This is a genomic window from Undibacterium sp. SXout7W, from assembly GCF_049339385.1.
Classification (GTDB): Bacteria; Pseudomonadota; Gammaproteobacteria; order Burkholderiales; family Burkholderiaceae_D; genus Undibacterium.
In genome coordinates, this window is record NZ_JBMPPF010000008.1 from 157,643 (window position 1) to 182,636 (window position 24,994).

Below are 24,994 nucleotides of genomic sequence, written 5' to 3' on the forward strand. Positions count from 1 at the left end.
CATCTGTCGCAAATGTTGATGTGTTTGGGTTGGGCACTACCGGTACTGCTGGGATTGTCATATCAGGCCTTTCGCTTCATAGGTGACATACGAATATTTGGGTGTTTTTAGATCAATCGAATACGTCAGCAGGCCGTATAAAATGAGTGAGTTATATAGGCTATTACCACCGGAAATGACCAATGGAGTGCTAGCCAAGCTATCGAGTCTGTTAGCTATGGCATCAAATTTCCCATTGTCGATTGCAGCCTGTGTGCTGAATTTGCGAACATATCGATGAGTGCCAATTGTCACATTTTGAAATTCATCAAATGTGACTTTGGTATAGTCAATACCCTCGCGTTTTAATCCATGCTGCTCACTTCCAGCATCAAGTACGCGCCCGCAACTGACTAGCCCACCGCTGACATTTCCGCCGCCAGTGCGCGATACCGTGGCTGTGATAACAAGCCCTGGCGGCGGTGGAATATCCGTTAACATCAATTCCGTCTTGAACTCGGGTGCATTAAAAAAATACTCTGCCCAGTTCGTCACAACGCTTGTATCGAGTAAGTTAACGGTGTTGTTATAGATCGTTACACCATCTTTTGTTGCTGTGACATTGACGCTGGTGGCATTAATGTTTAGCAGCGCGAGTCCATCAGCAGTCACACCTGTGAGCGTGAAGCTCCAAGGGCTCGCTGCGACTGTTTGTGTGCTGACTTGGTTATCAAACACTGCCCAGCTATTCGCCGGACCAACATCTGCCCACCAAGTCGCTGATGCTGCGATACCTGGCGTATGGCCGGCATTTGTTGCTTGCAGCGATTGATACGATCGCTTGCTGTACGTTACGAAATCGCCCAGTGCATAGGTAGTACCAGCAACGTATGCCGCATAAGCATCTGTCGCTGTATTTGCTGTGACAATCCCAGATGTAATGGCAATTGGTCTGATTAATTTCATGATGTTGGGATACCCGCGATATTAATTTGATCAATGCCTGCACTGGTTTTTGCAGTGTTACGTGCGATTTGCGCCAGCCCTGTCATGAGCATGTTTTCTAACTCGTCGACACGCGACAACAGTGCATCGTTGTTACGTTTAAGTTCATCAACGACGTTTTGTCCATTCGTCGATGCAATCGTGTTTGTTGCGAATGACTCAAGGCTTTGCGCATCACCCACTACTTTCCCGAATGCGACGTTGTATGACGCCTCGCTCTCGTACATGCTCTTGTTGAGCAGGCTGTTAGCAAGTGACTCGTATTTATTGATCGATGTTGAATCACCAGTCATCGCGCTCGTCTTAGCGACCTCATACTGTCGCATCAACTCGTCAAGCGTTTGATTTGTCGTCAGCGTTGTTTTTCCTTGATTGATCAGCAAAGAATCGGCAAAGCCACTCATCGCATCGCGCAACGCTGTCATGCTGGTTGTCAACGATTGCGTGACAGAATCAAGCCCGTTATACGTATTCAAACCCTGTGCGAACAAGTCTTGATACTGTGCAGCAGTGACAACACCTTTATTCAGCGCATCGTTCATGCGTAAAAATGATGCTTCGAATGAATTGCTGTCAAACTGCTTCAGGCCATCGAGCAGCATGCTGATATCCCGCAGCTGCGTAGCATCGACATTAGAAAAACTGGATTTATTCGCCAATGCTTTTGCCGCTGCCGCTGCATCTGCAGTAGTAATACTCGCTGCCGCTTTTGCTGCTGCCGCTGCCACGATCTGAGCGTTTTGCACGCTGGTAGATTGCCCTGCAGTGAAGTCTTTCCCACCACTCACCAGCGCAGCATCCGCAGAAATACGCATGACATCAGATAACGACGTCAGTCGACCAATCGACGCATTGACTTGCGCCAGTGGCGTGACTGCTGCTACTGCTGCCGTTGCCATGTCACTGACAGATTTGCCGATTTGACTAAAGTAGTACGCAATACTATCGAGTCCGGAATGCTCCAGATTCGCTGTCGCTGCTGCAACCCGCTCACGCTGCAATGCTTCGCGTTCCGCCAATGATCCGGTCACTAACGTGATGGCATCACCCATCAGTTTATTAACGGATTTCATGCCGGAGGCGTAGTCGTCAGCAGTGATACGGCTATTCTGCATCGCGCCTGTCAGACCGTCGATGGCCTGCTTATATGCGATGACATCTGCGCCCTGCCCGTCGCGGCTCACAAAATCCAAGCTACGAGTAGCAGCACCCACGCCAGCGATGCCAGCGCCGTTTGGCATGTACTGCTGTTCGACTACCTTATCGATGCCGACGTTAATCAGCGGCGTGAGTATCTGCGATACTAACGTCCCCATTTTTACGCCAGCATCAGCAGCGATACCGCCACCGATGCTACCGCGTATCGAATCCCAATCGATACCAGCGTAGGCCGCGCCAAAGAACTTGGTCACATCCTGCACATTGATCGCATCAGCACTGGCAGCGTTCGCCAGTTCTTTTGCAATCTTGGCCTGATTGACTGCTGCCAATGCGTTGTAAGCACCAGCATTGAATGAGCCATCTTGACGCGTGTACTGTCCCGGATCGATACGCGTCACCGACATTTGCGCCGCAACTGCAGCGCGAGCGTCACCAGCGCGGATCATTGTTTGCATCCCCGCTGCTACGCTGTCAGACAGTGTTTTAAATGCCGCATCAGATGCCGCTTTGATTGCTGCCGTTGCCGCGTCAGCGGCTTGGCGATTCGCGACATAAAACGCACGCTCAGACGATGCCTGCGCTACGGCCTGAGCAGCAACTGCATCTGCTGCCGCTGTCGCTGTCTGTGTGATTGAGGCGAAACCAGCGGACAGCTTGATGATGGCCGCGTAGGTTTTATCATCGCCAGCCTTCATCGCCGCATCTGCCATGACGCGCAATTCTTCACGCGTTTTTGGCATAGCTACGCCTGCATCTGCAAATGCTTGGCTAACTTGCTTCGTTGTCAGCGCCAGCTTTTCTGCGTCAGAGTAGTAGTTGTCAAAATACGATTTGCTTGCTGTCTGCATTGTCGCCAGGCTACCGAAAGCGCTGATCAGTGACTCAGCTGCCGCCGCGCCTTTGCCGCTTGCATCAAGTGCAGATACGCCGAGCATTGAAAATACAGCATTGACTTGAGTCAGATCAGTGGCAAGACGTGTCAGTGTTACTGATGCACTTTCCCCATCCAGCGCCAATGCCTTCAGGCCGCCACCAACATTACTATCAATATTAAGTAATTCAGTACTGATATCGTTACTTACATTGCCAAAAATCTCGGTCAGATTTTTATTAATCTCGTCTGCTGTTTTCCCAAGAGAGCCGCTGATTTCTTGCGTGCGAGTCGCAAGGTATGCCCCATCAATACCTAGTGTTTTTGCATAATCTGCGCTGGCTGATTTTAGTGAGTCATACGTGCCAGTAATGAGTTTCAATAAATTTTTATCACCGGCTGCATTTGCTGGGTCTGTATATTTCACGCCATCCGCAATGGCGGTGTTATCACTTAAACCATAAGACCACGTACCAGAACGATCAGAGCGTAGGAAGCCGCCTGATTGTGACCAGTTGACATTACGGGACAAGTCCTGCGTACCGAGCGTACCGGACAAGGTTTGACCGGTGATCTTCTTGTCACCCATTGATAAGCCTTTGTACAGAATCGCAGCAGCTGCGGCTGCAATACCGACGTATGGCAATGCACTAGCTACCGTAGAACCGGCAGAAGCACCTGGCAATCCCATGCTCACGGCAGAGGCTGATAGTCCACCTTGCCCAACTTGCATACCTATGCCGAAATTCTCAATCAGCGTCGAGCCCAATTTGGTGCCAATGGCTTCCAGCCCTGTGCCGATGCCTTGAGAAATACCTGCAAATCCTGCTGAAATTGATGTGCCAATGTTTGCTAAGCCATACAGATTTCCAGCGCCAGACACCAAACTTTGGGCAGAGCCACCCTGCGCACTTGCTGCCGTAGGATTGATAATAGATGCCCCGAATGCAGAGATTGGTGCAATGATCGGGTTTAAAACAAGTCGCGCAAACCATGATTTAGCATCTTGAATCAGCTTTTTGATCGCCGTCTCTCCGCCACGGCCCAATGCGTTATACAAGCCATCGCCGATAGCTTTGTTTGATGTCTCCCATGCTGTTTCGGCTTTTTTGGCTTGTGCTAATGCTTCGTTACCGGCGTCAATAATTGATTGTTTAAGCGATTGGTCTTCTTTTACCTGAGCAAGGCCGCGCTTAAGTGCTGCTGACGCCTCTAATTTTGCAGCTAATTTATCCAGCTCAGCGCTATAGCCCATATCGCCAATGATTGAGCGATATACAGCTGCTGTTTGCTCATCTGACGCTGCTGAATCAAGGTATTTTGCTGATGCAAGCGCCTCAACTTGAGACTTGCTCATCCCGATTTGATCAAGCTTTTGCTTTTCGGTATCAATTAACTTTTTGAGTGAATCGATTTGCTTATCAGTAATGCCAAGTTTTTCTTCTGTCGCTGCTCGTTCTGCATATAAAGCTTGTTCTGCAAACAATTTTTCATGATTTGCAAAATCTCGCTCAGCCGCGCTAAGGCTTCTTCGAATCTCAAATTCTTTATTCGCTTTATCCTGGATTTCAACTTTTGTTTTTGCGTTAAATGCAGCTAAATCTGCTAATTGTTTGTTATATCCATCAATCTGAATTTTTTCATATGCAAGTGCACGCTCCGTTTTGTTTTGGTAGTAGTCCTTATCTGATAAGTCACCATATTGATGGCGCAAATCATCCAACTTCTGCAATGCAGTATTTTGACTTCTAGCCTCTTCAATTTGCGCTTGATCAGCTGCCAATTGCCCAGCAAGGATTTTTGCCCGGTCATCCATGCCAGCAATCCTTGCCTTTTTCTCTTTGCCAAATGCTTCTTCATGTATTTGAGATAAGCGCGCAGTACGTTCTGCATCAGTGTCCGCTGTCAGTCCGCCAGCCGCTCTGATTGCTTTTTGTCCATCTTCATATTCTTTAATTAATTTTTTTTCTGTTTCGCTTTGAGAAAGATGCGCTTCTTTCCACTTATTACTTGCTTCTATCGCCTTGATGCCAGCATCTTGACGCTGCGTAACTTCTGATTTTAGAAGTGCAGCCCTCTCTGCGAATCGCTTTGTTTCGTTGGCGTTATCAATAACAGCTTGTTGCTCGGCAATTTGCGCTCTTATTAATTGTGCTGTCCTGCTTTGATCGCCATCGCGAAGTTGATTATTAAGAGCCTGAATATTTTTTTGAGCAGATGCGATTACATCCTCTGATGTTGAGGCACGCCCAATACTTTTAAGCCCGTCCCAAAAGGAACTCATCGCCCCTTTTGTAGCGTCCCATGCCCGCTCAAGTAATCCTAGGTTTTGAACTTGAGTCTTCATTTGATCATCAAGTGCTTGCATAGCTATCTTGATTGCTTCACTGGTTTTACCTTCTTTTTCCAGTGCAGCTATATGCTCATACTGTGCAGCAGAGAGAAAGTGGTACTGCTTGTTATGTTCAGATGCCCATTTCGTCACCCCGTCGGTCATCTTCACAAAATCTTTGATAACATCTTCCGTGGAGTTGCCAGATTGATGCGCAAAATCAATCGCAGTTTTTGAGACAAGATCAAAGCTATCTGCAGTAAACCGGCCTGTGCTAACCAAACCTTGCATAGCTTCTTTTGCGGAACCAATTCCGACATGCGCAGAATTAGCGATAGATGCAGCCATTCCATCAAACTGACCTTTAGTAATGCCAGCATAACCACCAGTAATATCGAGTTGCTTATTGAATTCGCTTGTCTCCTTTGCTCCCATTACAGCAGCAACAGCAAATGCACCAACAGCAACAGCCGCAGCACCGATTGCCATACCAGTGCTACTAAAAAGTAGGCCTAGAGCATCAGTACGCTCACCCAGAACCATAAGTGACCCACCAAAGCGAGACCATTGACCTTGGCTAGCTTCGTGTGCAAGGACTAGCAACTCGCGCCGAGCACCGGCAGTGGCAAAATTCATCTTGTGCATGCCCTGCTCCGCACCGCCTAACTTGTCAATAAATGGCGCAGCTTCTTTGGACACACCCATTTGTGCAGCTTGGTATGCAAGCATTTCCTGCTTAGTCATATTCAGCGTTTCAGCCTGACGCTTCAGGCTAGCAATGAATTCATCTGCCTTACGAGTAGCGGAGTCTTGAGACTTCGCAAATTCACTTGCAACTCGCTCTTGCGCTTGAAATTTTTCAATAGCCGCTCCTAGTGCCGCTGCTTTATTTACTTCAGACTGAGAAAATTGCTGAGCGATCGCATTAGCACGTTCAATCTGCGCACGCGTTTTATCCAGCATGTCAAATTCGAGTTGCAAGGCTTTGATATAACGCTGCCCAGCGTCGGTGACATCATCAGTAACCTTTCTCTTTTGCGTCATCTGCTCGTTTTGACGGCCAATGAGGTTACTTGTGCGCTCTGATGTTTTGCCTAAATCGTCAGTGGCTTTATCTAATTTTTCGGATGCATCAGTCAGCTTATCAACGTCAACAAACGCTTTATTGGCACTGGTAGAGTCAATAGCAATGACAAGGTTTGCAACTTCTGACATATTGAATTCCAATAAAAATGCCAGCGATTAGGCTGGCTGTGAACGTAAAAAAACCCGCTCACGGCGGGTTCAATTGGAAAATTCTGTAAACCTACGGCACTACCTTTACGCCGTTTATTTCCATGCCTTCGCAGGCATCTTTGACATTATCTCGGTATTCCTGAGAATACTTGTACATATCAGACTTGCCAATCCCTGACATCATTGCCTCAGTGCACCGCTGCTTGCGTTTTGCAAGGTTTTCTGGCGAGTTCATTGCAGCATTTCCGATTGAACCGACTATCACAAATGAGACAAACAAAATGCCAATACCTCCAAGCGTATAAAGTACCCATGGCGTGGATTTTTCTGTAACCACAGGGATTTTTGAAATCGGATTGCCGCATTTTGGACAGGCAGCCGCCTTGTCGCTCACCTCTGCATTGCATTCACTACAATTTATCAGTGCCATACAGCCCCCAAAGTTATCGACCTTTGGAATAATACACGATTGGCAATAAAAAACCCGCACTCGGCGGACATAGGCGTAGACTGAAAAACCACGCAAATGCAGGGGTTATTTACTTCTTACTCGTCTTTTCCATCGACTTGAAATACACGCGATCAAGTGCAAAGATGGTAGAGAGTTCAAATTTCTGTAACGTTATTCGGTTTAGTCTCGCCCATGCATCTACATCAGAGTACGAAAGAGACTCAGGTGCCATACCAGCGCCTCTGGCATTGTGCAATTCAAGAAAACCCTTCCAGAGATATTCCAACTCAAGAGGAATCTGAGGCGAGTTGACGAACATATCCCACGCCTCGTGATACTCCTCCGGTATGTGCTGAGCTTGCGATTCGCCAAATTGTCCGATAGCGTTATGGACTATCTGTAGATGCCATCGCAAAGGCTTCCCATCTTTTTTAGGTGCAGACAGGAAGAACTCAGCTTCAGCAAATCGCAATAGCTGCTCAATTAAGCCGGCAAAAAACCAGAATCAGACTCCAGCTTGAGCGATACTTGGGTTAACCAGGTTGGCTTGCTTGTGAAAATCTTATTCAGTAGCTCAGGTGAAGGAGTTGCATCCTGACCGCCTGCCTTGAAGCCGTACATGCTCACAACAACGGCACTGGCAAGTTTGATCTGATTTACTTTGCCGATATCTACGTATTGAGCCGCACCTTCATCTGTTTTTACATCAATTTGCTGCTTTTTGATTACTGCACGTTTAACCGCCAGCATTTCAATAGCGCGTTGCGCCTCTTGATACTGATTCGAGTTTTTGCTGACTATTTTCACCCCGGCGATTGGGTTGCCATCTTCATCAAATACGAAGGGAACATCTGCGACCGCCAGATCATTGCCAGTCAGTGCGTCGATATCAACGAAAGAATTTGCTTGTGTCATAGAATTACCTTTTGATTTTTAGATATAAAAAAACCCCGCTGTTTAGGCGGGGCAAAGACACAGCCCGAAGGCTGAATTACGCTAACGTGTCCTGCACTGACATCGTTGTTTGTTCAGAGTTAGTACCAGCGCCACCGGAAAAGTTATAAAGCGCAGTAAATTCATAAGTACCCACAATCCCCTTTTCTCCATCATCAGTCGTCGAAGATTTAACTTTCAGTCTCGGCAAAACGATGGAAATGAAATCGGCATTGCTGGTGCGATCAGCTGTTAATGCGACGACCAATGTTGTCTCAGTTTCATTTCTGAACAGAGTATCAATCGTTGAGTCGGAAAGCATCGCAGAGAACGAACCTGAAACAAGCAATTTTTTCCGGTAAATATCAGGACGTGAATTTGATCCGACAACGCCATCCATGGGAGTTTCTTGACCATTGATTGTCAAGTCAATGCTGGTCACAATCGTGTTTTGAACACCATTCAAGATCAATGCGCCCGTTGCAGTAGAAAGCACATTCGATGTTGTCTCGACAGTGGGTGACGTGAAATACTGTACAGCACCAGACGTCTGATTCAAACCAACCAGTGTGAAATCAACCTCTGCATTCCCTGTACCAGGCAATTTGAGTGCAACTTGACCGACTTTCACATCTGTTGAAACTTCAGATGTCGAGATATCAGTGTTGAATTCTTCTACCGTGTAATAGATATTTGTTTGACCTGCTGCCGGGGTAAATGTTTTTTTACCCTGCGTGGTTACGGTACAACCAGTGATCGGTCCTTCAGCAACTAGCGATACGCCATTCAGCGGAATGCCAGTGGCAACAAGTGCCGTCAGCCCAGTAATAAGGAAGTTCTTATTAATGTTAGCGGCATTCAAGCTGCCAACCGACAGGCGAATCACGTCGCCGATCTTGAAGCCATCAGCCAGGTAAGAACCGGCAGCGCGTGTCAAAGTATAAGGGCCAGTTCCCGCTACCGTAATGGATACTGCTGTTGCAGATGCTCCCGCAGTGAAGTCACGACGCAATAATGCTGACAGCCAATCCGAATATGTACCAGGCGATAAGAGCCCACTTAACTTGCCATCCACCATCTGAGCGCCAAGGCGTTCAGAAATTAATTGTTGATGACTCGCGATTTCATCTTGCGTGTTATACGTATCACGCTTTAATGTGAAAATAGATTGTTTTCTGCGTAAATACTGGGCCGCACTTGTTGATGCTTGTACCCCAACGCCTGTCTGACGTTTAAATGCGACTTTCTTATTAATACCTTGTGCGATATTTGGCATATTAGCCCTTCCAAAAAAGAAAAACCCGCGCAAGGCGGGTACAAATGAAAAAAGCCAGCAATTAGCTGGCTTTTGGTAGTGAACTTTTTGTGCTACGACATCATGTTTGAATAAAATCGAATTTTTATCGGCTGCATCCATCGATCAATATCGACTATGCCCTGCGGCACTTCTGGGGTTCTATCTATGGTGATGATATGATCATCCTTGATGAATGAATTCCCACGTTTAAACGCAGTGCGTATAGCATCCACCCTTGCGGCAGTCGCAGCAGTACCTCCTTGCAACGGGTAAAAAAGATTTATCTGGAAGATCCCAACCTCACGAAAGAAGCTGCCGCCCATGGTTGGATTATCCGGAGTGGCCAGCATTAGATAAACACGCTGGTATGGCGTGTTATTCACCGGTGTATAGGGGGAATTCTCATATGCGGTTGCAAACGTTGGGTCAATTGCTGCTAGTGCCGTTTCAAGCGCAGCTCTGATCTTTATGATGCTCATACTTTATATGCCTTAAACCCTGCAGCCAGGCCAGGAGACGATCTGTCATAAGTGCCGTTCACCGCCTGATCAACAATCGAATTCCATTTCACTACCGTCAAAGCGACCATGCCTACCGGCGCCTGACTTGACCATCCATTTTCCAGTCTCTGCGCATATGGCAAATTGTTAGCTAAGTAATAGATATTTCCTGCTGCTTTGTCAGGTATGGAAGCGAAAATCCCTTCATAGGTTTTGCTACCATCGCCAACATTATCGAGATTATCAAGCTCTCCAGATGGCACAGCACTAATTCCAAATTGCCAATTTCCACGGAATCGGCCTCCAATATATCCAGGAGGCGGAGGCGTTTTCCATAAAGTACCGTCACCAACTGGGGACATCTGAACAACTTGTTTTGTTACATCAAGCAACACTTTTTTTACCACTGCATCAGTTTTCACTTTTGAATTTTCGGCAAACTTACGAATATCAAGTGCAAAATTGCTCATTAGACACCTCGTAAATGAACGTCATAGAAAACGATGATGCCAGCTGGATCAAGAGGGTTCGTGTTCTTAATCTGGCATGTTGATGCGCCAAACATCACGATGTCATCGACCTGCGGCGGAGTTATCCCGATAGCAGAAAGCAGCATGCGCTTGTCACCAGTTTTGATAAGAGTGCCGTCAATGTCCTTGATTCCAAAGTCAAGTATTACCGCAGTCCCCATTTGTAGTGTCGTCGCTATCGATGCTGCACTTGTCGCCGGGTCATAGTCGCCAGAGGTGATGCGCTTAATCGTCACCCTCTGACCAAACTCGGCAAGCAATTCATCCGCATCACTCGCAGCTTCTTCGTAGAAGTTCATACACGGCAAAGCCCCATTGTTGCGCCACCGCCAGAAAAGAACACCGACAGCATCATATCGACTGCACGGTAGCGTTTCGACTGCGGGCTGGATGTGTCATAGGTCGTTTCCATCGGTCCGATTTTCTTGCTACGCACACCCTGCTTTAGGTCTGGCGCTAGATCACCTGCAATGGCACGAAGAGCCAGCTCAGCAGATACCTTCTTCACTTCTTCAGGGATAGACTTGTGGTCGTAATAAACCTGCGTCGAGTACTGAAAGCCTATCGCGTCTTTGCGTGGCACCGTCAGCCGCGGCCAGTCCAATGCCTGCGTAATGCCAACCCGCTTACCAGCCCATTTCAGTCGGTAAGCCTCGCCCATGTAATCAGTCGCACGCCTTATAGCAGCTTCTTTCTGCGGCACTGTCAGCGTGATCCAGGCATCGTTGCCACGGTTTACGTGATAGGTGTCCGCATAGGCCACATCAATGTAAGCCTCGGCACCGGCGACGATACTGCCATCTTCGATTACTAAACCCATGCGTCACCTTTTATCTGTTACTTGTATTGTTCGAGCAGCGAAACCAGATCGGCCTTTTTCGCGCCTTCCGGAATTTCAATACCTTTTGCAGTCAGCTCTTCTTTCAGCTGATTGACATTCAGATCGGCCTTTTTCGCACCGGCGTCATCAAACAATTCATGCTTATCCTGATCAAACTCATCCTTGTTGATCAGCACAAAATCGCCCTGTGATGCGGCCCACGCCTTCACTTTTACTGTTTCCATGTATGCACCTGAAATGAAAAAGGAGAGCCGAAGCCCTCCTTTGTGTGTTGAGGATTAGCCCAGCAAAATACCGGTATGACGAGGGGCAATGAGTTTTTTGCCCCAAGAAAGATTCACCTCATAGCGAACCTGGCGTTTTTGGCGATACAGGGCAAATTCATACGTGATGTTCGAAACTGGATCAGTCACCAACATCACATCATCAGCACAATCGCCACCTTCAGGCATTGCCGGTGCGCGAGTGGCTAACTGAATCGCTGAGCGATGGAAGAACACGTTGCGCGCAGCGACCGGCATCACAGTGATTGCGGTTGCTGCGGCAGGTATTGCTTGCATCAGTCCTGGCTCTGCAAGTGTCAGCGCTCCGCCGTTGGACACATCCGCATCACCGGACACGACCAGATATTTACGAGGGTCACCTGCAAAGCTGACCAAATCGCCAGAGATAACAGTTCCGGTACCAGCCGACGCCAATGTGATTACTGTGGCGCCCATCGGGTAGCCAGCAGCATTCGTTGTTGCTGAAGCACCGGAACCGGCAGCGATCGTTCCTTTGATTGCGGCAGACTGATGGATGTCGAAGCTTTCAACCTGACCGATAACACCACGGCGCAGGAGGTCTTCTGTCCCGGCTTCATTCGCCTTGAACAATACAGACTGCTTACCGCGAATGTTTCGGACGGCAGCTGAGCCGAGCACCATATGGCGATCCGAGTCAGGGCTGCCATTTTCGTCAAGAATTTCATTGCTGGTAGCGAAGTCGGAGAAGTCGCCTGGAATGCCGAACGGAGTCGTTCCAGAAGTTCCGGTTGCCCGTGAAGCGGAACGGCAAATTTCTTGAAAGAGATCGGCCTCGACCTCATTCGTGAGAGTTCGCAAAGCCTGTGCGATACGATCACGGTTGATGTTTTGCAGCGTACCAGCAGACTGCAAGCCCTTTGTCTCTTCGCCGGTAATCCCAAATGGAACAGAGCGGGACTTGGAGATGGTCATATCGACCTTACCAATTGACTGGTTTGGCGTATCTGCTGGATAAGCCCCGGACAAGAGGTCTTCTGCCGCCATGGCGCCCACAACAGGAGAAGAGATTAATTGGCCGAGGGCGGCTCGTTCTGCGCTGAAATCTTGCGAAACAGCAGGAATAAAGCCAATTTTTTCACGCGAGATCAAATCCATAGATTCGTAAATCGTAGGGATCAGACCAGTCAGAGTTAATGCACCCATTGTTTTTCACCTTTCAGAAATGAAAAAACCCGCCGAAGCGGGTCATGTTTTGAGTGGCGGGATGATCAGTCAGTGATTAAGGTTTTCTCTCGCACTGCCTTAGATCGCTCTACCGGAGACAGCGCGTCAAATTGAGCGCGGGTAATTGTCTTGCCGCCAGAACTACCGCCTTTTGTTTGCTGTGCACCACTTCCTGAGCCCGTTGCAGGGAACCAGTGCGGTGCCTTTTCCTTCATGTCGCCGAACCACTCTTTGAGTGTCAGCGGCTTACCATCCTTGCCGAAAGCACCTTCTGTCGCGACAGCATTGCCATCCTCATCCAGTGTGAAAGTGCCTTTTGCGCGGAACAGCGCGTCTTCCACGGCATGCGGATGAATACCTGCATCACCTGCTTGCGCACGGATCGCATTCTCCAGAACCCGCTGAGAGAACTTGTTTGCGCGCGCTTCAGCTGCTTCACGTGCCTGGCGCTCGGTCTGGGTTTCTTTTTCAAAGCCAGCCTTCATGCGTTCGGTACGTTTATTCAGAACTTCGTCGATTTTCCCCGCAGCGATCAGCCCCGCTTCTTCATCGTTGGCGAACTTGGAAAGGATGCCCCGCACGGCTTCAGGATCAATTCCATCGAACCGAGCAAGGTTTTCTTTCTGAGATTTCAGGGTGCCTAGCAACTCCTGATTCTTTGATTTCAGCCCAGTGACTGCGTTATTGACAGCAGCATCAATCATTGCCTGAACTTCAGGTGTGATTGCTGCGCCACCGGAACTACCGCCACCATTTGAACTACCATCGTCGCCAGCTTGATTCATGTAAATGCCTGCGTGACCCATCAATTTGCGAATGAACATCGTTTATCCCCTTGGGAAAGTTAAAAATAGCGGCCTGACCGCAGAAATGAAAAAGCCCGGACTTAGCCCGGGCTTGTGTTGAAACACTTGTTTATTGTTAATGGTATAGTTCTCGAAGATGCTTGAGCGTCAACGGGTTACCTGACTGATCCAATAATTGAGTCAATGACATTTTCCCAGCGCGCCAGAGTTCAGCCTTACCTTTGCCCAGCTTCTCGTCCTGCCATTGAGCCGACTTGGTTTTAAGGAAATCCTCAAACTTCATCTTGCCGCTGACCTGACCGTCGGTACTCGCGCGGGTGCTGCCGTCTGGCTCTGGCATATCGATGCCAAGCTCCTTAAATGTCTTGGTGATTGGCACCTCAGTCGATCTGCAGCCCCAGTGCCGAGGCACCCCGCCGTTATATGGCAGGGTCGTTCCGTTGATCGGCTCGTCGTTCAAGTCATACTCAGCACCGTCATACGCCATGCAAATAGCTGTCGTGTGGCTGTCGAGAGTTGAAACCTGACGAATGCCTTTGATTACGTCACTGTTGCGTTGATATGTTTCACGTCTCGCTGCGGCCGCTACCGTTTGCGCTGAGGTGATTACCAGTGAATTAGCGTTACGCCTGGCGATATCCATAATTCCCGGATCGCCATCTCGGCCAACAATGCGCGACACAATCTGCTGCGTTGTCTGCCCTTGAGCCAAGCCCTGCCGAACTTCATTCGCAAACCGGAATGCAGTATCACCGCTTTGCCGTTCCCACCATTTGGCACTCGGCGCACCTTGAATCAGAACATCGCTGACGAGCTTCTTCAGGTAATTCTCAGGAGGAAGCCCATATTTAATATTGACGTTCAGCGCGCTGATGACGGTCTGCTTTGTGTGATGAATCACGACGTCAGCCATGCCAAACAGCTTTCCAGCCATCATCGAGTCAATGTCCTTGTAGTAGGCCTTGATGATTTCCGCTGAATCACGCAAAAGCGCATTGGCGCGAGCCTTCCCAAAGTCAGTCAGATCGTACTGAGACAACTCTGCAACCAGCTCGCGCTGCATGTCGGCCAGCAGTTTCAGTACCTTTACCCTGATACCTGCCTCGAACCTGAGCAGGTCAAGCGCCTGGGCAATGTATGCCGCCCAGATGGCAGCATCTATCGCCCCCATTATTCACCGCCAGTATCAGCGGTAATAGGATCAGCAGAGCGTCCACCGGCACCGCCAGTTAATACTGGTTCCTGTGTGGAGAGCTTGGCCTGCTCTTCTTCGACCGTCACGTCTGCGTCAATGACCTCACCCATTTTCAGCTTAGCGAACAAGCTCGGATAGCTAATCGCGCCACGCTGCCAAGAGTTGACCAATGCATTGAGCATATTTGCATCGAGCGGCATCGGATGGAAGTCACGGTTCAACTCGAACTCAATGTCTTCTTCTGATCCCGCCCACTGCGCGAGCACTTCAAGCGCAGATTCCAACCCGATAGAAATCGTCTGCGCAATACTTGCCAGCACTGACTGCTCGCCGGACCGGTGAATTGCCGCGACTTCAGCACTTTCGACGCCGCGTTTTGTCTGCTCCAGCATACGTGCGCCCAGCACCGCCATCATGTTTTCTTTGTTCTTGAGATTATTTTCCAAGAACGTGAGTCCGCCGCCAGAGAACTCTAAATACTTCGCATCAGCGTCCGGACTTGGGAATACCCATGCAGCCTGACTTCCGATGTACAACTTTTCGCCAGCCGTTTCAGGCGTGTAACCGGTTACCACCGGAGTAGGCAACCCTGTGAAATGGCAACCATGCTCATAATCGGCAGTCGTTCTGTAATGAGCGAGATTCATATCCACCAAGTCAATCAGTGGCGGCTCGTCAATTTCCGTGTCCGTATCATCCACACCAATACAGAAAAACGGGATGAAATTCATCGGCTTGCCATTCATTTGCGGCTGGTATGGCCCTTCGATCAGCACATCCTTATCGTCTTTATCCTTCTCATAGACGCTGACGTTATAGATGCCGTTGACCAGTTCAAGAACACGGTACTGCATCTTTTCAGTCACGGTGAAGCGGTCCACGCTATCGACTTCCTCCGCCTTTTCTTCAAGCACAGCCAGTGATAGGACCGTAGCATTATCGACTCGTTCAGTTCGCCAGTTGATGAATTGTTCTGCTTTGTAACTCACCAGATTTGGACGCAATGCGAGGTTTTTCTGATCTGCCAGCGTCTTCGCATTAGACTTCGGATAGTCCACAAACACGCAATGTCGTCCAACCATCAACGCGTTTTCCGCCACGTCCAGAGCGAATGTTTGCAGATTGATCCCAGTTGCTGTTATATCTTTAAATAGTTCTTTGATAGTCTCACTAGCTTCAATTTTTGGCGGTTTGCGGAACATCATGCCTTGCAGTCCGGTGATCGTGCGCCATGTGGCGTTGTAGAAAACAGCGCGATCCCTGTATGCGTCGTAATCGTCCTGAGACTGCTCTTTCAGACGAGGAAGGTACTTAACGCCTTTTTCATGGACGGCATCCTGCCCTGCTGATGCATCTCTGCATCGCTCCCACTTCTTCTGATACTTCAGATAGTCGCTGTGTTTTGTAGATACGCTCATTAGGACCCGCCAATTTGTACTTTTTGAAGCTGTTTGCTTTGGATTGGATATCGTTTAGCTATGAAATAACCGCCTGCATCATTCATATGATCGAATCCACCTTTTTTATCTGGTTCACCCTTATCGTCGTAGACTTGGCGCTCCAAGCAAAGCGTGTACGTGGGACACTTATTGGCATTCACCAACAATCTGCGTTCTTCGTATGCGTTGCATAGCACAGCATTCATGCTGTTGATTCGGTCTTTTACTGATGGGTTTGACGAATCGACGATTACCTGAAATCCTGCTTTTCTCAGCAGCGATAAGTCAGATTCGCTTGCATTGCTTGACTTCCTGTTTTGTCCAGAAGCGTCTGGATACGCCGAAATCACATGCCCACCAAACCGAGTCTTTATCTTCTCAATCATTGCCGGGGTATCGAATACTTCCGCGAACTCATCAACAGCCCTCGGCAAATCGTCACGAATAACAAAAACAACCGCTGCCATTTTGCTGACGTTAAAGTCCATGCCGATATGTAGCGTATCGCCAGGCTTAACCGTGTCGTCTGTATGATTCTTTCTTCTATCGAAGCAGTAATAAATAACGCCTTGATAGTTTTCGAAGCTGGCAAGATATTCCTGACGGAACGTGCGCGGGTCCATCCGTCGACGAGCGGCTTCGATCTCTTCGGCTGGGATATTCCCACCATCCACAGATGTGTACAGCCAGCTTTTATGGTCTGGCTCTTTTCCCTGTCCATCAAGGTATGTGTCATAGCAGTGATTAAATCCCTTCGGCGTCCCAATTCGCAGCGCATGACCGCCGACGCGACGCTCTCCCCTTACGTCATATTTGCAGGTTGAAAGCATCGGACGCAGAACTTCATCCCATGCTTCATAGGGGCAATCAGCCCATTCATCGACCAGAACGAAGAACAATCCAGAACCGCGCAGGTTATCGTATGTATCAAGGCCAACTATGCGGACAACGTGTCCGGCCTTTGTTGTGATGTAGCACTCTGATTCATTCGGCTTACCAGCACGCCAGCTGGGAGGGATTGCCTGCTTCAAGCGGCGCCAGAATACGCGCTTTGCCTGCTTGAACGTTGGAGCTCCGTACCAAATTTCATCCTCAATGCTCACTCCCCATTCGGCAGCAAGTCGGACAGCCCGGCGCATTTCGGCCTTACCGAGGAAGGTCTTACCAAAGCGACGGCCGCAAACAGCATCCCTAAAGCGGGAGTTCTTCTGCCAGCCCCAAACAAAGATGTTCGCCTGCTTTGGCGTCAGCTCCACAGGCTGCTCAGAGGATTGGTTGTTCTGGGACATCTTCATCCGGCCTTAAAACGTATTCGGGTACAGCTGGGATTCCATCGCTGGAAGCGCCTGGCTTATTGCCAGCACCTTCGGAAAGCTCCACCTTCAGAATCGTGAGACGCTTCAATTCCATTTCGATGCGAGCTTGCTCAAGCTTACGAATAAGGTCCAGCGTCTTAATGATTAGCTCGGCATAGTTCGGTGCCGCAGCCTTTAACTCACGCTTGTCATACGGAATGTCGCGCATGTCCGTGCCCTGCTTTGCAATGACTTCCAGCGCACCGTCGACCATTTCACTCATGGTTGTGCTTCCGGAAGCCTTAACGTAGCGGAACAGCTTCACTTTCGCGAGCCTGATCTCATCATCCAGAGAGCCAACCTCGGCGCGCTGGTAAAGCTCCAACTCGTCAGCCTGCAATGCATCAGAGTAAAACCCATGCTTGATCGCGTTTGCACTACCTTTGGGTGGCCCTTTACTCGCGCCACCATGTAATTTGCAGCGCTTGGAACCAATCAATGCGTGTTTCTTACATGGTTCCCCGCTGCGGTTCTTTGCGCCGCAGAGAGCCATAATTTGACCGCTTTCATGGGGTTAATTGATTTTTGTCTATCATTAAGTTTGCCCACTCGCCCGCGTTAAGCGGTTCCCGATCATGGTCTTTTATAAGTGGGCAGGCCTAATGCCATTACTTAATCCGCTCACCCAATTCATATGGAGTAGAGAAATCAGCAAATGGGAAAAGAAAATGTGCTGCGTCAAACAGCAACTCGCAGACGGTGAAATAGTGGCGCGCAGCCCATACCTTCGGAACGCACCAAATATCCCCGGGAGTATCAACCGTCCAAACAGGAACGCCATACATGCGCCCGTGGTGCGTCATTCCTATTTCTTTGGCGTCCGTCTCATCAATAATTAGAAACATAAACACTCCAAAAAGAAAACCCCGCACTAGGCGGGGGACTTCTCGCAGCGGGTGATGGACTCCCGCGTCCTGCTTATCTTCAGGCCGATTTAATAACTTCACCCCACTGTCTGCTACCTGCCAACTGAATGACAGTGCGCTACTAGTAACAGTGGGGTATTACGCTTGTTCGCGCAGCTTTTGCTTCAGTGCATAGCCCATCAGCGGCCATATTTTCTGTACTGCGTTCTGGCGGGCGATCTTACGGCCGAGCTCAGCATCGAAATTTTCAGGCGATGCACATGCGCTTTCACCTGTGACTGTGAAGCCATTTTTCAGAATCAGAACGCAGAAGGTCAACAAACCAAGCTCTAGCGGCTGCGAGTGCGCCGCATCTCCGTTCGCATCAGCAGTTGCCATAGCTGCACCCTGCTCAGCAGTAAAGTAATGATCACTTTTGATGTTCGCCTCAATATCTGCGGGCGTAACACGCGGCGCAGTCAGTCCTTTTGCTTGAATTTCTGATTCAATTTGCTGATCGTTCATAGTTGATCGCTTTCTTTAATTGTTAGATTACTTAACCGCTTCCGATACATGCTTACCTGCGTTTTTCAGCAATGCTGCAGTGTTGTCGAACGCGCCTTTTGTCGGATGCTCAGAACTGGCTGGAAGCGTAACAATGTCAACAGCGAGGGCTACTGGCGATAATGCGACTGATACCGCTGCTTTTGTGAGCCCAGAAATGAGTGAAAACATTTTTTCTCACTTTCAAAAAGAAAAGGCGACTCGTTTCGTGAGTCAACGACCTACGCGTCTGTAAGCACCTATATCGGGCATCCGGGGAGGAATACCATCGCTTGCCAACTCCGTGCTAAGCCCGACCTTCAGAGTGTGTGAAATTATTGAGAAAACGCCGAGATGCGCTCCAGCAGCACTGCGGCGTAATCACTCATGCATTGCCGCTGACGCTCCAAGCGCGCCTGCTCAGCCTCCGGCAATGCTGGGAAATGCGGCGAAGTCAGGATAAAACTGTTCAGCTTTGCTACCCGATCCCACAACTGAGAATATTCAGCGGCAACACGTTGCTGATGAGGCTGGAGGCCTTCAACACTCCCCACGCAGACATACGCTTGCTCAAATACAGGCTTCGGACTCCAGCTCACATAGCCTTTAAAACCTTCTACGTTCGCTTTGCCGCCATCGAGGTATTCAACAAGAAAGCCTTCATCATTAGGATTCTCGTCAGCGGGGACTGTCCAGTCGCGCAACTGGTTGTAATCGCCGCGGGTCATGGGCTTGGCATTGATGATCTTGGTGCCGATGTAAGTTTGCATTCAGGAGCCTTAAATGAAAAAGCTCCCGAAACCGGAGGCAGAAAGTAAAAAAGCCCGCGAACATTTCTGCTTGCGGGCTTTAGACGCAATAATCACGTCTATCAAAAAACAGCATAAATTACCGATTTTTTTCTGTCAACAAGTTTTTATGAAAATTTGATTATTGGAAAATCGCTCTTGCCAATTCTACCGCCTCAGTCTTTTGTGTAGTTCCAGCACCACTACCGTGACTAATAATTGAAGTTTGAATTTTTTCATAAAATTCATCTTTGTCAATTTTCATTTCCTGAACGACTTTTCTTACTGCGTCCAGTACGATTCCTGGTATTCCGTGCATATGCTTACTATCAATCATAACCTCTCCTATATTTTAAATTATGGAATTAGCAACTTACAGCATTAGCAAAATAAGAGCAACAGGATAAATGGGCCTAATACCAGCACTGCGATTCATACCATCCCAGAGCGGCTCAAAGTCTCCTCAAAAGTCACCCACGCTCGTGCCTCTGCGCCTGGGCTGTCCCGATTTTCTCCTTTCAGCCATCTTATGATTTTCTCGTTGTGGTTGAATACCGTTTTCTCGGTCACGCCGCACAGATCAGCCAGTTCGCCCACTTTGACCTTCTCGCCGAAATAGCGAGCTATGACTCCACGGCGCAGCGCGTAGTGACTGAGCGAACCAGCAACAAACGGCATTGCCTCGCGACATAGCAGTGCGATCGCGCCGGTATATTCATCGTTTGGAATCTTTCCAGAGCAGCAGGCATGCGTGCAGTGGCAATCCTTCGAACGCGGCGCCACGCGCGCGATCAGCAATGCCTCAACCAGCGGTCCGCAGCTCTTTAGCTCCTGGCGAATCATTCCAGCCTGTGCTGCACCATCCAATCCGCCAAGACCTTTACCGGATCCGCCGCCTGCTGGTGCCGCCAATGCAGCGACCGCTGATTTTCCGAATTGCTGGCCGGAGAAATTGAGCGCAAATGTCAGCGCTGCATGCGCACTGGAGAACAGTGCTTCTTCTTGAGCTACAGATTGTGGCAAGTCTCTTTTCATACTGTAACCTCCATTACTTTCTTTGTGTTGATATGATGGCGCAAGCGTCGCTGTACCTCATCGTATGCTCGCTCAACATCTATGATGCGAAGTGCATTTAATTGAGCTTCATGTACTTCAAGCATATTGTTCAGTGACTGCATTTCATCGCCAGTCATAATGAATTTTTGTTTGGTCAAATAACGCTTGCCAATCGCATGTAATGCGTCTCTTCCTGTGATAAGCATTTCGTGATACTGATTATCGAAATGCAGCTCGCAGATGACAACAGACATGTTTGAAGCGCCAACGAGTAAATCCCAATCGGTGCGCTCACCTATCCCCGTCGTCATTTTGAACATCGCCGCATGATTTTTGACGTTCAGATTGGTAAGATGTTCTGCATCAATTCGTTTCAGCCCACCCAGAAAGAAATTCAACGGATTCTGCACAACAGTTTTCGGCTGATATTTTTTATTGCGTTTCTTCATTTTCTTTTCCAAATTTCTCTGCGTTTCTGAATAATTTCTTCTGTTTCTTGCTTGAATTTTTCGCAGTCCTTATCCGCTTTCAGAGTCACAAATCTGGCGCGTAGCTTTGGAAATCCAGTGCACAGACCGAGACTTACTGCGCGGTGACCAGGGTGCGAACTGATGTCGAAGTGGTGACAATGAGCGCATTTCAAGCAATCCTCCGCATTTGCTCTTGGGAATTGGCGGCGGCGCTCAGTAACTGCATGGCTATTAGCGGCTTGGTGGTGCCTAGCAGCATGACTTGCTTTGCTTTTTCCGCGTCTCCAATCAAAACTGGCTCCTGCTTCTGGAAGCCTTGGTGCTCATTCTGAGCATTGGATATGCCGATCAGCACTGGCGGGAAATCGGGCGCCTCGGAACGTAGCCGATAGCCTCGGTACCGGTTTTCAAATTCCTTTGCGATGAACGGCCATTCAACTTCAGTTTTTCTGCCAAGAGCAATCCATCCACCCATGTCCGCTAAAACGCGGTGGATCATTCCATCATCAAAAACAACGTCGCGGTACGTGCCAACCTTGCGAACTCCGGAATCGACCTTCGCCCAGGCTATTGACGCCTGATCCTGCGTTCTTCCTTCCAGTTTTTGCTTGATGTCGGCAATTTTCGGCATCCAACGCCCTGACTCATCCGGACTCTGCGTGTGTTCCCACATGGCTTTTTCAACTGCGGCAAGGTCATATGCCCGCAATCCTGCCCAGTAAAGCGAGATAACGGACGCTGGCAGCGTTCTTTCGTAGTAGTCGGCCACTCCGGTGAGGATCGTGACAAAACGTCCCTGATCGTTTGCATTCATGCTTGCACCCCTTCCAGTTTCTTTTGACTTTCAAGCCAAAGGCGGGCATTTTCCGCAGTCGCTTGGCCGTGCTTACCGAGTTGCTGCCCTGCTCTGGGTTCCTGAGTCGAAACTTTCGGCTTAACCCAAGTCGCATCCAGACCACGCCAACTCTTCTCGGCACACAGGAGCACAGCATCGGCAACCGTAAGCCCGGCTATCTGCGCCTCACGCAAGAAGCCAGCAAGCGCAGTCTCGGTGTTATCGGCCTTCTTGGTTTTCCGAACCTTCATCCAATCGGCAACAGCTTTGGGATCTGCGCCAAGCTCGGTCAACGATTTCGCAAAATCAAATTTTGGAGCGACAGCGGCCGCCGGAGGCGTGGTGTTTGGTTTATTTGGTTCTTGGTTATTGGTTATTGGTTCTTGGTTATTGGTTCGTTGAACAGAGCTACCAACATAATCCAACACATGTTCAACATCTGTTGAATGCTGTTGATTCTCTGTTGACGTTTTGTTGAGTTCAGCAAGCCTTCTTTCCTTCTCTTCGGCTCTTTTTGCAGCACTCGCCTTGCCGGCCTTCGATTTAGCGGTATTGGTCTCCAAATATTCTGCAATTTCTTCATCGCAACGAGAATGGAACCATCCAGACTCTGTTTTGATGAAAAACTCGTTCAACACCTGTTCAACAGCTGTTGACTCTTCGTTGGAACGGGCAAGTAACTTTCTGCACAATGTGTTGAAATCAAGAGTCAAAGGCTGCTCGGTGTCATAGTACATATCGAGCATGTCACGGTAGATGCTGCGCTCTACGCGTGTCAGATGCCTGGTGGCGTTATTGAAATCGCCAATGTGGTGGCTGTAGTAATTCATGCCCTACCCTTCCATTGCGCAAGAGACTTTGCTCCTTTTGATCGATTGCACGGAAGGCATGCCAACACAATGTTCTCAATTGTTGCATCACCGTTCGATAGTTCGGCGATGACATGATCCATTTCCAATCCAATGAAAGAAACCCAGCCAGGCCCCCTATCAGTTGGCTGAACAGTCCAATGAATCTCACCAACAAACCCGCAATAAGCGCAGGGAGTCTTAACAGATGAACCAGGGGAACATCCGTGCTTCTGCGCTAAATCACGCCGGATCTTTGCCGGTATAGATCGTTTTTTGAAATGCCCACGCGAATCACGCGATACGGCCCCCATTGATTCAGACTGAGGAAACTCCGGCTTGATAGATCGTATTCTGGCCATCATAGACTCCCTTGCTTCATGAACGTAATCCAGTGCGTGCCTGAGCGTTTTCCTGATTTATGTCCAAACAATGGCGTCTGATCAGTCAATTTAAGGACTTCGTTTGTGCTAATTTGAATTTCATTCCATTTGAATATCAAGATTCCATCATCTGCAAGAACACGAAAGCATTCAGAGAATCCAGCTCTCAAATCATCCTTCCAATGCTCACCAAGAACGCCATATTTGAGGGCGAGCCAACTGCGCTTTCCAGCATTAATAAGGTGAGGAGGATCAAAGACTACTAATTTGAATAAGCCGTCATCAAACGGCATATCTCTAAAATCCATTTGAATATCAGGCTCAACATTGAGAGTTCTTCCGTCACATAAAGTATGTGTTTCTGTGCGGATATCACCGAAGAGCGTTAATTGATTTGCTTTATCAAACCAAGACATGCGACTGCCACAGCAGGCGTCAAGCACCGGTTTGGGATGTATATTCAGATTCATGCTGTTGCCTCGCACTCATGAACCTGAAACTTTGCGAATTCACCCGCGACCCATTCGATACCTTTGCTTGTGAATTTCGCGCTATTGAATGCATGGCCTGAATCGGCGGTACCGGCCTTCACAACGAAGCGGCCAGCGTCAATATGGTGTGAATACGGAACCCACTCACCACCCAGCCGGTACATGATGTTGCGAGCCATTAGAAAGGCGCGGAAGTCGTTTTCTTTGACGTTCAGCAGCTTGCATACCTGCCGGAAAGACTTCAGGCCTGTGGAGTCGACGTACTTTTCAACGAATTCAACGGCTGGAGCTGCAGCTTCGAGTTTTGCATTTTGTTGTTCAATGGTTTCTTGCTGTTCAGCGGCCAAGCGCAACGCAGCAGAGAAACTTGTAGGAATGGCGGACGGAGGAGAAACCTGCTTCCGCATTTCATAAAAAGCCTTTACCAGCGCTTTTTTGAAGTTACGGACGATTTCACTATTGCGCATGTACGTGAGCAACAATGTCGCTTGCTGTTCATTCAAGCAGGCATATTCAGCATCGCCGCCACCGTGCTGACCAGACAATCTTGGCTGGATTTCAAATCCGACCAAGCCAAACTCCGAAAGGTCAGATTGATAGGTGCGGGCAAGCTTAATGACGCTGGCATGATCATTCATTGTCTGACTTGCGATAGTCAGCGTCGTTGTCATCGGTTCGCCATTGATAATTTGCGTGATTGCGTATGTCATGGATACACCCCCGCATACGTGTAATACTTCACCACATCGCGAATCGTCGACAAACCGACACCGTATTTTTCAGACAGTGACTTGTAGCCATACCCACGCTTATTTGAATGCTCTGAGCGGATTTGTTTCACTTGGTCTTTTGTGAGTACTTTGCGGCGAGTCATGTTGTTGACTCCGTAGTTTTAGATACATTGATTTGTTGCTTTTCATAATTTTTGAGTGGGTCGAAATATGCGTAGTCATCCCACGGGAAATCTTCAACAGCGATATCACTCACTATCTGTCCGTCGATATCAGTAATGACAATGGCATCAGGATCAGCCTCGGAATTTTCATCAATTCCCTCTCCGCCACAATTCGGGCATTCCATCTCGTAAGTTCTGGATCTGCCTTCCGCATACAAAATACCGGTACCATCACATTCTTTGCAGTCAAGAGCATCTGCATCACGCCAGAGCACCAATAATTGCCTTCCGTGCTGACCAATGGCATAGGCGGTTCTTTTGCAACCCGTAGTGGGTCGAATACCAAGCTCACGGATTAATTCAAGTTCAATACGATTTAATAAACGTCTGTCTGAATTATTCAGTGCATGTTTAATTGCTGATTGCAATTTGTCTGTTAA

The 24,994-nt window shown here is 48.7% G+C and carries 32 protein-coding genes; 1 reads left to right on the top strand and 31 read right to left on the bottom strand.

Features of this window, described 5'->3' with window-relative positions:
• Nucleotides 1-57: 57 nt before the first annotated feature.
• From ACO0LB_RS09965 to ACO0LB_RS10065, 21 genes are all read right to left on the bottom strand, one after another.
• Nucleotides 58-945 (bottom strand): hypothetical protein, encoded by an 888-nt coding sequence (locus ACO0LB_RS09965; protein WP_423048940.1) that lies wholly within the window; start codon nucleotides 943-945, stop codon nucleotides 58-60.
• Nucleotides 942-6,563, bottom strand: a complete 5,622-nt coding sequence (locus ACO0LB_RS09970; protein ID WP_423048941.1) for a phage tail length tape measure family protein — start codon at nucleotides 6,561-6,563, stop codon at nucleotides 942-944. The genes ACO0LB_RS09965 and ACO0LB_RS09970 overlap by 4 nt, the downstream gene beginning before the upstream one ends.
• Before the next feature lie 91 nt (nucleotides 6,564-6,654).
• The gene (locus tag ACO0LB_RS09975; RefSeq protein ID WP_423048942.1) at nucleotides 6,655-7,014 is read right to left on the bottom strand and encodes a zinc-ribbon domain-containing protein; all 360 of its coding nucleotides are present in this window, start codon (nucleotides 7,012-7,014) and stop codon (nucleotides 6,655-6,657) included.
• A 109-nt stretch (nucleotides 7,015-7,123) separates the two neighbouring features.
• Nucleotides 7,124-7,507, bottom strand: coding sequence for a phage tail assembly chaperone (locus tag ACO0LB_RS09980; protein ID WP_423048943.1), 384 nt, complete (start codon nucleotides 7,505-7,507; stop codon nucleotides 7,124-7,126).
• An 11-nt stretch (nucleotides 7,508-7,518) separates the two neighbouring features.
• On the bottom strand, nucleotides 7,519-7,950 hold the full coding sequence (locus ACO0LB_RS09985; RefSeq protein WP_423048944.1) for a hypothetical protein: 432 nt from the start codon (nucleotides 7,948-7,950) through the stop codon (nucleotides 7,519-7,521).
• Between the two features lie 76 nt (nucleotides 7,951-8,026).
• Nucleotides 8,027-9,244 (bottom strand): phage tail tube protein, encoded by a 1,218-nt coding sequence (locus tag ACO0LB_RS09990; protein WP_423048945.1) that lies wholly within the window; start codon nucleotides 9,242-9,244, stop codon nucleotides 8,027-8,029.
• A 92-nt stretch (nucleotides 9,245-9,336) separates the two neighbouring features.
• Nucleotides 9,337-9,744, bottom strand: coding sequence for a phage tail terminator-like protein (locus ACO0LB_RS09995; RefSeq protein WP_423048946.1), 408 nt, complete (start codon nucleotides 9,742-9,744; stop codon nucleotides 9,337-9,339).
• Nucleotides 9,741-10,235, bottom strand: coding sequence for a hypothetical protein (locus ACO0LB_RS10000; protein ID WP_423048947.1), 495 nt, complete (start codon nucleotides 10,233-10,235; stop codon nucleotides 9,741-9,743). Before ACO0LB_RS10000 ends, ACO0LB_RS09995 begins: the two co-directional genes overlap by 4 nt.
• Entirely contained in the window at nucleotides 10,235-10,594 is a 360-nt protein-coding gene (locus tag ACO0LB_RS10005) for a hypothetical protein (protein WP_423048948.1), read from the bottom strand. Before ACO0LB_RS10005 ends, ACO0LB_RS10000 begins: the two co-directional genes overlap by 1 nt.
• Nucleotides 10,591-11,115 carry a DnaT-like ssDNA-binding protein gene (locus ACO0LB_RS10010; protein ID WP_423048949.1) on the bottom strand — a complete coding sequence of 175 codons (525 nt, stop codon included), beginning with the start codon at nucleotides 11,113-11,115 and terminating at the stop codon, nucleotides 10,591-10,593. The genes ACO0LB_RS10005 and ACO0LB_RS10010 overlap by 4 nt, the downstream gene beginning before the upstream one ends.
• 17 nt (nucleotides 11,116-11,132) lie before the next feature.
• Nucleotides 11,133-11,360: a HeH/LEM domain-containing protein gene (locus ACO0LB_RS10015; RefSeq protein ID WP_423048950.1), complete on the bottom strand. Its 228-nt coding sequence runs from the start codon at nucleotides 11,358-11,360 to the stop codon at nucleotides 11,133-11,135.
• Between the two features lie 54 nt (nucleotides 11,361-11,414).
• Complete coding sequence (locus ACO0LB_RS10020; protein ID WP_423048951.1) at nucleotides 11,415-12,584, bottom strand: P22 phage major capsid protein family protein; 1,170 nt, start codon at nucleotides 12,582-12,584, stop codon at nucleotides 11,415-11,417.
• A gap of 65 nt (nucleotides 12,585-12,649) precedes the next feature.
• Nucleotides 12,650-13,429 (bottom strand): hypothetical protein, encoded by a 780-nt coding sequence (locus ACO0LB_RS10025; protein ID WP_423048952.1) that lies wholly within the window; start codon nucleotides 13,427-13,429, stop codon nucleotides 12,650-12,652.
• A 97-nt stretch (nucleotides 13,430-13,526) separates the two neighbouring features.
• Entirely contained in the window at nucleotides 13,527-14,582 is a 1,056-nt protein-coding gene (locus ACO0LB_RS10030) for a phage minor head protein (RefSeq protein WP_423048953.1), read from the bottom strand.
• Nucleotides 14,582-16,024 (bottom strand): DUF4055 domain-containing protein, encoded by a 1,443-nt coding sequence (locus ACO0LB_RS10035; RefSeq protein WP_423048954.1) that lies wholly within the window; start codon nucleotides 16,022-16,024, stop codon nucleotides 14,582-14,584. The genes ACO0LB_RS10030 and ACO0LB_RS10035 overlap by 1 nt, the downstream gene beginning before the upstream one ends.
• Nucleotides 16,024-17,334, bottom strand: coding sequence for a hypothetical protein (locus ACO0LB_RS10040; protein ID WP_423048955.1), 1,311 nt, complete (start codon nucleotides 17,332-17,334; stop codon nucleotides 16,024-16,026). The genes ACO0LB_RS10035 and ACO0LB_RS10040 overlap by 1 nt, the downstream gene beginning before the upstream one ends.
• Complete coding sequence (locus ACO0LB_RS10045; protein WP_423048956.1) at nucleotides 17,309-17,893, bottom strand: HGGxSTG domain-containing protein; 585 nt, start codon at nucleotides 17,891-17,893, stop codon at nucleotides 17,309-17,311. Before ACO0LB_RS10045 ends, ACO0LB_RS10040 begins: the two co-directional genes overlap by 26 nt.
• 115 nt (nucleotides 17,894-18,008) lie before the next feature.
• On the bottom strand, nucleotides 18,009-18,245 hold the full coding sequence (locus ACO0LB_RS10050; protein WP_423048957.1) for a hypothetical protein: 237 nt from the start codon (nucleotides 18,243-18,245) through the stop codon (nucleotides 18,009-18,011).
• 159 nt (nucleotides 18,246-18,404) lie between these two features.
• Entirely contained in the window at nucleotides 18,405-18,770 is a 366-nt protein-coding gene (locus ACO0LB_RS10055) for a Gp49 family protein (RefSeq protein ID WP_423048958.1), read from the bottom strand.
• Between the two features lie 27 nt (nucleotides 18,771-18,797).
• Nucleotides 18,798-18,980, bottom strand: a complete 183-nt coding sequence (locus tag ACO0LB_RS10060) for a hypothetical protein (RefSeq protein ID WP_423048959.1) — start codon at nucleotides 18,978-18,980, stop codon at nucleotides 18,798-18,800.
• 143 nt (nucleotides 18,981-19,123) lie between these two features.
• The gene (locus tag ACO0LB_RS10065; protein ID WP_423048960.1) at nucleotides 19,124-19,558 is read right to left on the bottom strand and encodes a crAss001_48 related protein; all 435 of its coding nucleotides are present in this window, start codon (nucleotides 19,556-19,558) and stop codon (nucleotides 19,124-19,126) included.
• A 13-nt stretch (nucleotides 19,559-19,571) separates the two neighbouring features.
• Between ACO0LB_RS10065 and ACO0LB_RS10070 the strand changes: the two genes are divergently transcribed.
• On the top strand, nucleotides 19,572-19,718 hold the full coding sequence (locus ACO0LB_RS10070) for a hypothetical protein (RefSeq protein ID WP_423048961.1): 147 nt from the start codon (nucleotides 19,572-19,574) through the stop codon (nucleotides 19,716-19,718).
• Here the strand turns inward: ACO0LB_RS10070 and ACO0LB_RS10075 are convergent, their stop codons facing one another.
• The 10 genes from ACO0LB_RS10075 to ACO0LB_RS10120 form a co-directional block, all read right to left on the bottom strand.
• Complete coding sequence (locus tag ACO0LB_RS10075; RefSeq protein ID WP_423048962.1) at nucleotides 19,719-19,913, bottom strand: hypothetical protein; 195 nt, start codon at nucleotides 19,911-19,913, stop codon at nucleotides 19,719-19,721.
• Nucleotides 19,914-20,008: 95 nt separating this feature from the next.
• Nucleotides 20,009-20,611 carry a DNA-binding protein gene (locus ACO0LB_RS10080; protein WP_423048963.1) on the bottom strand — a complete coding sequence of 201 codons (603 nt, stop codon included), beginning with the start codon at nucleotides 20,609-20,611 and terminating at the stop codon, nucleotides 20,009-20,011.
• On the bottom strand, nucleotides 20,608-21,093 hold the full coding sequence (locus ACO0LB_RS10085; RefSeq protein WP_423048964.1) for a hypothetical protein: 486 nt from the start codon (nucleotides 21,091-21,093) through the stop codon (nucleotides 20,608-20,610). Before ACO0LB_RS10085 ends, ACO0LB_RS10080 begins: the two co-directional genes overlap by 4 nt.
• 178 nt (nucleotides 21,094-21,271) lie before the next feature.
• Nucleotides 21,272-21,916 (bottom strand): DUF6475 domain-containing protein, encoded by a 645-nt coding sequence (locus tag ACO0LB_RS10090; protein ID WP_423048965.1) that lies wholly within the window; start codon nucleotides 21,914-21,916, stop codon nucleotides 21,272-21,274.
• Complete coding sequence (locus ACO0LB_RS10095; RefSeq protein ID WP_423048966.1) at nucleotides 21,913-22,767, bottom strand: YdaU family protein; 855 nt, start codon at nucleotides 22,765-22,767, stop codon at nucleotides 21,913-21,915. The genes ACO0LB_RS10090 and ACO0LB_RS10095 overlap by 4 nt, the downstream gene beginning before the upstream one ends.
• A complete protein-coding gene (locus ACO0LB_RS10100; protein WP_423048967.1) occupies nucleotides 22,764-23,150 on the bottom strand; it encodes an HNH endonuclease signature motif containing protein in 387 nt (128 codons plus the stop codon). The genes ACO0LB_RS10095 and ACO0LB_RS10100 overlap by 4 nt, the downstream gene beginning before the upstream one ends.
• A complete protein-coding gene (locus ACO0LB_RS10105; protein ID WP_423048968.1) occupies nucleotides 23,147-23,638 on the bottom strand; it encodes a class I SAM-dependent methyltransferase in 492 nt (163 codons plus the stop codon). The genes ACO0LB_RS10100 and ACO0LB_RS10105 overlap by 4 nt, the downstream gene beginning before the upstream one ends.
• A complete protein-coding gene (locus ACO0LB_RS10110; RefSeq protein WP_423048969.1) occupies nucleotides 23,635-24,369 on the bottom strand; it encodes a phage antirepressor KilAC domain-containing protein in 735 nt (244 codons plus the stop codon). The genes ACO0LB_RS10105 and ACO0LB_RS10110 overlap by 4 nt, the downstream gene beginning before the upstream one ends.
• Nucleotides 24,366-24,533, bottom strand: coding sequence for a hypothetical protein (locus ACO0LB_RS10115; RefSeq protein WP_423048970.1), 168 nt, complete (start codon nucleotides 24,531-24,533; stop codon nucleotides 24,366-24,368). Before ACO0LB_RS10115 ends, ACO0LB_RS10110 begins: the two co-directional genes overlap by 4 nt.
• A complete protein-coding gene (locus ACO0LB_RS10120; RefSeq protein WP_423048971.1) occupies nucleotides 24,530-24,982 on the bottom strand; it encodes a hypothetical protein in 453 nt (150 codons plus the stop codon). The genes ACO0LB_RS10115 and ACO0LB_RS10120 overlap by 4 nt, the downstream gene beginning before the upstream one ends.
• Between the last annotated feature and the right edge of the window lie 12 nt (nucleotides 24,983-24,994).

Bases quoted from the DNA above. Each gene is read 5' to 3' on its own strand.
- ACO0LB_RS10050 (WP_423048957.1), bottom strand. From the start codon at position 18,245: ATGTTTCTAATTATTGATGAGACGGACGCCAAAGAAATAGGAATGACG.
- ACO0LB_RS10010 (WP_423048949.1), bottom strand. From the start codon at position 11,115: ATGGGTTTAGTAATCGAAGATGGCAGTATCGTCGCCGGTGCCGAGGCT.
- ACO0LB_RS10040 (WP_423048955.1), bottom strand. From the start codon at position 17,334: ATGTCCCAGAACAACCAATCCTCTGAGCAGCCTGTGGAGCTGACGCCA.
- ACO0LB_RS10060 (WP_423048959.1), bottom strand. From the start codon at position 18,980: ATGTTTTCACTCATTTCTGGGCTCACAAAAGCAGCGGTATCAGTCGCA.
- ACO0LB_RS09995 (WP_423048946.1), bottom strand. From the start codon at position 9,744: ATGAGCATCATAAAGATCAGAGCTGCGCTTGAAACGGCACTAGCAGCA.
- ACO0LB_RS09975 (WP_423048942.1), bottom strand. From the start codon at position 7,014: ATGGCACTGATAAATTGTAGTGAATGCAATGCAGAGGTGAGCGACAAG.
- ACO0LB_RS10105 (WP_423048968.1), bottom strand. From the start codon at position 23,638: ATGAATCTGAATATACATCCCAAACCGGTGCTTGACGCCTGCTGTGGC.
- ACO0LB_RS09970 (WP_423048941.1), bottom strand. From the start codon at position 6,563: ATGTCAGAAGTTGCAAACCTTGTCATTGCTATTGACTCTACCAGTGCC.
- ACO0LB_RS09985 (WP_423048944.1), bottom strand. From the start codon at position 7,950: ATGACACAAGCAAATTCTTTCGTTGATATCGACGCACTGACTGGCAAT.
- ACO0LB_RS10095 (WP_423048966.1), bottom strand. From the start codon at position 22,767: ATGAATTACTACAGCCACCACATTGGCGATTTCAATAACGCCACCAGG.
- ACO0LB_RS10070 (WP_423048961.1), top strand. From the start codon at position 19,572: ATGAAAAAGCTCCCGAAACCGGAGGCAGAAAGTAAAAAAGCCCGCGAA.
- ACO0LB_RS10020 (WP_423048951.1), bottom strand. From the start codon at position 12,584: ATGGGTGCATTAACTCTGACTGGTCTGATCCCTACGATTTACGAATCT.
- ACO0LB_RS10005 (WP_423048948.1), bottom strand. From the start codon at position 10,594: ATGAACTTCTACGAAGAAGCTGCGAGTGATGCGGATGAATTGCTTGCC.
- ACO0LB_RS10110 (WP_423048969.1), bottom strand. From the start codon at position 24,369: ATGACATACGCAATCACGCAAATTATCAATGGCGAACCGATGACAACG.
- ACO0LB_RS09990 (WP_423048945.1), bottom strand. From the start codon at position 9,244: ATGCCAAATATCGCACAAGGTATTAATAAGAAAGTCGCATTTAAACGT.
- ACO0LB_RS10100 (WP_423048967.1), bottom strand. From the start codon at position 23,150: ATGATGGCCAGAATACGATCTATCAAGCCGGAGTTTCCTCAGTCTGAA.
- ACO0LB_RS10080 (WP_423048963.1), bottom strand. From the start codon at position 20,611: ATGAAAAGAGACTTGCCACAATCTGTAGCTCAAGAAGAAGCACTGTTC.
- ACO0LB_RS10025 (WP_423048952.1), bottom strand. From the start codon at position 13,429: ATGTTCATTCGCAAATTGATGGGTCACGCAGGCATTTACATGAATCAA.
- ACO0LB_RS10045 (WP_423048956.1), bottom strand. From the start codon at position 17,893: ATGGCTCTCTGCGGCGCAAAGAACCGCAGCGGGGAACCATGTAAGAAA.
- ACO0LB_RS10115 (WP_423048970.1), bottom strand. From the start codon at position 24,533: ATGACTCGCCGCAAAGTACTCACAAAAGACCAAGTGAAACAAATCCGC.
- ACO0LB_RS10035 (WP_423048954.1), bottom strand. From the start codon at position 16,024: ATGAGCGTATCTACAAAACACAGCGACTATCTGAAGTATCAGAAGAAG.
- ACO0LB_RS10090 (WP_423048965.1), bottom strand. From the start codon at position 21,916: ATGAATGCAAACGATCAGGGACGTTTTGTCACGATCCTCACCGGAGTG.
- ACO0LB_RS10055 (WP_423048958.1), bottom strand. From the start codon at position 18,770: ATGAACGATCAGCAAATTGAATCAGAAATTCAAGCAAAAGGACTGACT.
- ACO0LB_RS10075 (WP_423048962.1), bottom strand. From the start codon at position 19,913: ATGATTGATAGTAAGCATATGCACGGAATACCAGGAATCGTACTGGAC.
- ACO0LB_RS10000 (WP_423048947.1), bottom strand. From the start codon at position 10,235: ATGAGCAATTTTGCACTTGATATTCGTAAGTTTGCCGAAAATTCAAAA.
- ACO0LB_RS09965 (WP_423048940.1), bottom strand. From the start codon at position 945: ATGAAATTAATCAGACCAATTGCCATTACATCTGGGATTGTCACAGCA.
- ACO0LB_RS10065 (WP_423048960.1), bottom strand. From the start codon at position 19,558: ATGCAAACTTACATCGGCACCAAGATCATCAATGCCAAGCCCATGACC.
- ACO0LB_RS10030 (WP_423048953.1), bottom strand. From the start codon at position 14,582: ATGGGGGCGATAGATGCTGCCATCTGGGCGGCATACATTGCCCAGGCG.
- ACO0LB_RS10015 (WP_423048950.1), bottom strand. From the start codon at position 11,360: ATGGAAACAGTAAAAGTGAAGGCGTGGGCCGCATCACAGGGCGATTTT.